Origin of the sequence: Mesorhizobium sp. M7A.F.Ca.AU.002.02.1.1, from assembly GCF_003998535.1 — a bacterium.
GTDB lineage: Bacteria > Pseudomonadota > Alphaproteobacteria > Rhizobiales > Rhizobiaceae > Mesorhizobium > Mesorhizobium ciceri.
In genome coordinates this window covers 1-4861 of the sequence record NZ_RZPB01000475.1, presented here as the reverse complement: position 1 = coordinate 4861, position 4861 = coordinate 1, and the positions used below count along the sequence as shown (strand labels likewise).

Annotated in this window: 5 protein-coding genes; 3 read left to right on the top strand and 2 right to left on the bottom strand. The window is 63.0% G+C overall.

Going from position 1 to position 4861, the window contains the following annotated elements; genetic code table 11:
• The 3 genes from EN879_RS24460 to EN879_RS24450 all read left to right on the top strand — a co-directional run.
• A partial coding sequence (locus EN879_RS24460; RefSeq protein WP_127274301.1) for an ATP-binding cassette domain-containing protein occupies positions 1–715 on the top strand: 715 nt, incomplete at its 5' end.
• Positions 712–1788, top strand: a complete 1077-nt coding sequence (locus EN879_RS24455; protein ID WP_013529889.1) for an ABC transporter permease — start codon at positions 712–714, stop codon at positions 1786–1788. The genes EN879_RS24460 and EN879_RS24455, both read left to right, overlap by 4 nt.
• A complete protein-coding gene (locus EN879_RS24450) occupies positions 1781–2713 on the top strand; it encodes an ABC transporter permease (RefSeq protein ID WP_013529890.1) in 933 nt (310 codons plus the stop codon). Before EN879_RS24455 ends, EN879_RS24450 begins: the two co-directional genes overlap by 8 nt.
• 10 nt (positions 2714–2723) lie before the next feature.
• Here EN879_RS24450 and EN879_RS24445 read toward each other — a convergent pair whose 3' ends face one another.
• Together EN879_RS24445 and EN879_RS24440 are read right to left on the bottom strand one after the other, a co-directional pair.
• Entirely contained in the window at positions 2724–3644 is a 921-nt protein-coding gene (locus tag EN879_RS24445) for an ABC transporter permease (protein ID WP_082826540.1), read from the bottom strand.
• On the bottom strand, positions 3644–4693 hold the full coding sequence (locus tag EN879_RS24440) for an ABC transporter permease (protein ID WP_224621515.1): 1050 nt from the start codon (positions 4691–4693) through the stop codon (positions 3644–3646). Before EN879_RS24440 ends, EN879_RS24445 begins: the two co-directional genes overlap by 1 nt.
• Positions 4694–4861: the final 168 nt, after the last annotated feature.

Here is a 4861-nt window from a genome sequence, read left to right as displayed (position 1 = left end):
CCTCAAGGACGTGACGTTTACCGTCGCCGCCAACGAGGTTCTCGGGCTGGCTGGCGTTGCCGGCAACGGCCAGAAGGAACTGTTCGAGGTACTGATGGGAGTCCGCGCGCTTCAATCGGGCGGTTTCTCGCTGGAAGGAAGCCCGGTCACCGCGCCGACGTCTCGCCAGATTCTCGACAGCGGCGTGGGTTTCATTCCGGACGATCGTTTCCTCGAAGGGTTGATCCCGGAGTTCGGAACCGCCGAAAACCTTGTCCTCGGCTGGCAGCGATCGCCGGAATATTGTCGTGGTCCGTTCCTCGATCGCCGCAAACTGGCTGAGTTGGCGAGGCGCAAGATCGACGAATACAAGGTCGCGACCGCCTCGGCGGACCTCCCGGTGGAGCGACTGTCGGGGGGCAACGCGCAGCGTGTCATTCTTGCCCGCGAGTTCCAGCATGCGCGGCGGCTGTTGCTGGCCAACCAGCCGACGCGAGGGCTCGACGTTGCGGCCTCCGAATTCGTCTACGAGAAAATCCTGGAAAAGCGGGCCGCGGGCTTTGCGATCCTCCTGGCCTCAGAGGAACTCGAAGACCTGCTGCGCCTTTGCGATCGCATAGCGGTCATGTTCAAGGGCCGGATCATGGGCATCGTGCGACCCGAGGAGACCAGCCTCCTCGAACTTGGAATGATGATGGCAGGCGATGCCAGCCAGCTTACGCAGGGAATTCAATGATTTCATTTCAACGACGCTCGGGCAGCAGCCTGGGATGGAACGTCGTCTGCTATTCGGCGGCGATATCAGGTGCTCTCCTGGCTTCCGCTGTTTTGCTGAGGCTTTCCGGCGGCGATCCTGCAAGGGCCTTCACGGCCCTGATCGTCGGCGCATTCGGCAGCCAAGGCGCATTGCTCGGTTCGCTGGCGAAGGCGACCCCGCTGTTGCTTGTCGGGCTGGGCACGGTGTTCGCATTCAGGGCCAAGATCTGGAACATCGGCCAGGAGGGGCAGGTGTTCGCCGGCGCGATGGCCGCCTATTGGGTGAGTTTCTGGATAGCGCCATTGCCAGGCTGGCTGGCCGTCTGCACACTCGCGCTGGCCGGAATGGCGGGCGGCGGCGTGCTCGGCCTGTTGGCCGGCGCACTGAAAACCAGGTTCGGCACCAGCGAGATCATTTCGACGGTGATGCTGAATTACGTCGTCATGTACCTGCTCGCCTACCTTCTCGATGGCGGCCCCTGGATGGCGACAGGCGTGACCGTATCCTATCACCAGTCGCCGCCCATCGATCCAAGTCTGGAGTGGCCGATCCTCTTGGCTGTTGGGGCGGGAAAGCTGCATGTCGGCTTCCTGTTCGCTCTCGCCGCCTCGGCATTCGCAGCGGTGCTGCTCGACAAGACGTCGCTGGGCTACGAAATCCGCGCGTTCGGCTCAAACCCGACCGCGCTGACGTTTCGCGGCACCAATGTGCGCCGGCTTCTGCTGACCGTCATGCTGATGTCGGGGGCCCTGGCGGGACTGGCTGGCGCCGGCGAGCTTTTCGGTGTCTCGCACCGGCTGCGTGCCGAGACGCTGCTTGGCATCGGCAGTTCGGGGATCGTCGTTGCCATGGTGGGAGGACTGCGCCCGAGCGGCGTGATGATCGCCGCCCTGTTCTTCGGCGCGCTGGAAAGCGGCACGATCTACATGCGGCTGAAGAGTGGCACGCCGGCAGGCCTGGTGTCGGCGATGGAAGGGCTGGTGCTTTTGTTCTTTCTCAGTGCCGCCGTCGCAACGCGCCTTCAGATCGTGAGGAGGGAAGTCCATGCTTGAGCTGCTGCAGGGCCCGCTTCTGATAAGCCTCCTGGCGGCGATGGTCCGCATTGCCACGCCATTGCTTTTTTCGGCAATGGGCGAACTTGTCACGCAGCGCGCGGGCATCTGGAACATCGCTGTCGAAGGCACCATGCTGATTGGCGCCATTGTCGCCTACATGGTTGCCTCGACAACCGGATCGCCTTGGCTGGCTCTGGCGATAGCCATCCTGGCCTGCGCCGCGAGCAGCCTGATCATGTCGTTCGTCACGATTGTTTTGAAGGCCGAGCAATTCGTAGCCGGCCTTGCCCTTAATCTCCTGGCATCGGGCGTGACGCTGTTCTGGTTCCAGGCCTATATTGGCGGTCGCGAGGCGCCGACCTTCATCGGCTTCGACCAGGTTCCGATCCCCTATCTGTCGGATATTCCAATCCTGGGACCGGTGCTGTTTTCCCAACGCCTGCTGACCTATGTCAGCTTCCTGGTGCCCATCCTCGTCTGGTTCTTTCTCTACCGAACGAAATACGGCCTTGAGGTGCGCTGTGTCGGCGAAAATCCGAAGGCGCTTGACGTCAAGGGCCTGCACGTCGGCCTCAGGCAGTGCCTCGCGATCATGTTCGGCAGCATGATGTCCGGCTTCGGCGGCGCCTTCCTGATGCTTGGCTATTCGGACAAGTTCGTTCCCGATCTCATTGCCGGCCGCGGCTGGCTGGTCGTGGTCGCGATCATCGCCGGCAACTGGATGCCGTTCCGGATCGTTGGAGCGATCTTCATCTTCGCGTTTCTGGAGGCGTTGGGCATCCATGCGCAAGTGGTGGGGATTCCTGTCCCCCACCAGCTGTTCCTCGTCTTGCCCTATGTGGCGTCACTTGTGCTGCTTGCGGGCTTGCGGTCGCGCACCCATCAGCCCGTGGCGCTCGGCATTCCCTACAACAGGGAATAGACCCTGCTGCTCAACCCGCCGGACGGAAAGGCTTTGCTAGCGAAGCCGGGAAGTGCAGCGCCAGCATTTGCCGGTTTCGCGAGATCAGCACCAGAACGATGATTGTCGCGAGATAGGGCAGGGCCGAGAGCAGTTCGGACGGCACTTCCAGTCCGAGCGCCTGTCCCTGCAGCTGGAGGATCGTCATGCCGCCGAACAGCCAGGCGCCAAGCAGGATGCGCAGCGGGCGCCATGTGGCGAAAACCACCAGCGCCAGTGCGATCCAGCCTTTGCCGGCAGTCATGTTCTCGACCCAGAGCGGTGTGTAGGCGACGGACAGATAGGCGCCCGCCAGGCCAGCCATCGCCCCGCCAAACAACACGGCCATGTAGCGGATCCTGATCACGGGATAGCCGATCGCATGCGATGTCTGCGGTGACTCGCCGATCGTTCGCAAGATCAGCCCGGCCTTCGTGCGGTAGAGAAACCAGCTGATGGCAGCGAACATCACCAGAGCTAGGTAGACCATCGGATCGAAGCGGAAGAGCAACGGACCGATCAGCGGCAGATCGGACAGAACAGGGACGTTGATGCCGTGCAGCGCCTCGATAGGCTCGCTGCCGAAGCCGCGGCCAAGGAAGGCCGACACGCCGGAACCGAAGATGGCCAGCGCCAGTCCGGCCGCATATTGATTGGTGAGGAAGGTCAGTGCCAGAACGCCGAACAGCAGCGAGGCGGCGGCACCTGCCAGGGCGCCGGCCAGGATCGCAACCGGCATTGGATAGCCTGCGGTTACGGCCCAGAAAGCCAATGCCGCGCCCATCAGCATCATGCCTTCGATGCCAAGGTTAAGCACGCCGGACTTCTCGACCACCAGTTCGCCGAGTGCCGCGAATATCAGCGGCGTGGCGGCGATGACGGTGCCGGTGAAGATGGCGATGATCAAGTCCATCAGGCTGTCTCCAGCGCGTGCGTGTCTCGGGCCGGCCGTATCAGGCGGATGCGATAAAAAATGAAGAAGTCGGCGGCGAGCAGGAAGAACAGAAGAATGCCCTGGAAGATGCGCGTCAGCGCCGAGGGCAGGCCCAGCGTCATCTGCACGCCTTCGCCGCCGAGGAAAAGCAGCGACATCAACAGCCCGCCAAGCACGATGCCGAAGGCGTTCAGCCGGCCGATGAAGGCGACGATGATGGCCGCGAAACCGTAGCCGGGCGAAATCTGCGGCGAGAGCTGGCCGAGCGGCCCGGCGGCTTCCGCCATGCCGGCGATGCCGGCGGCCGCACCACCCGCCATCAGCCCGATCCAGACGGCGGCAGATTCGCGAAAGCCGGCATAGCGGGCGGCAAGCGGTGCCGCTCCGCTCACCGACATCTTGTAGCCAAGGAAGCTGCGGTCAGTGAACAGCCACATCACGAACACGGCGACGACGGTGATGAAGATCGAAGGGTTGAGCCGATAGGCCGGGTCGAAGGATTCGAACAGGGCGGCTGTCGGCAGAAGTGCCGTCTGCGGGTAGTTGAAACCGGCCGGATCGCGCCACGGTCCATGCACGAGATAGGACAGGAACAGCGTCGCGATGTAGGTCATCATCAGCGTGACCAGGATCTCGTTGGTGTTCATGCGGGCGCGCAGGAAGGCAGGGATCGCCGCCCATGCCATGCCGGCGCCCATGCCGGCAACGAACATCAACGGCAACAGCAGCACGCTGTCCGGGTTCGGCCAGAAAAGACCGACGCCGCTCGCCGCAATCGCGCCCATGGTGAACTGGCCCTCGGCGCCGATGTTCCAGACATTGGCGCGGAAGCCGATAGCCAGCCCACACGCAATGAGGATCAGCGGCGAAGCCTTGAGCAGCCATTCCGACAAACCGTTGAGGGAATTCAACGGCTCGACAAAGAAGGCGTAGAGCGTCGGCAGCGGATCGTGTCCGAGCGAGGCAAAAAAGATCGAGCCGACGACCAGCGTCAAAACCGACGCCAGCACCGGCGCCGCGACGCGCATTGTTGCCGAAGGCTCCGGCCTTTGTTCAATCCTGAAGCGCAACGTCGCCACTCCCAATTGCCATTTGATCCGTGCTCATCGTTCGACCGGTCATCAGCAGCCCGACCTCTTCGCGGTCGGTCGTCTTGCGTACCAGCGGCGGTGACACGCGCCCCTGGCAGATCACCA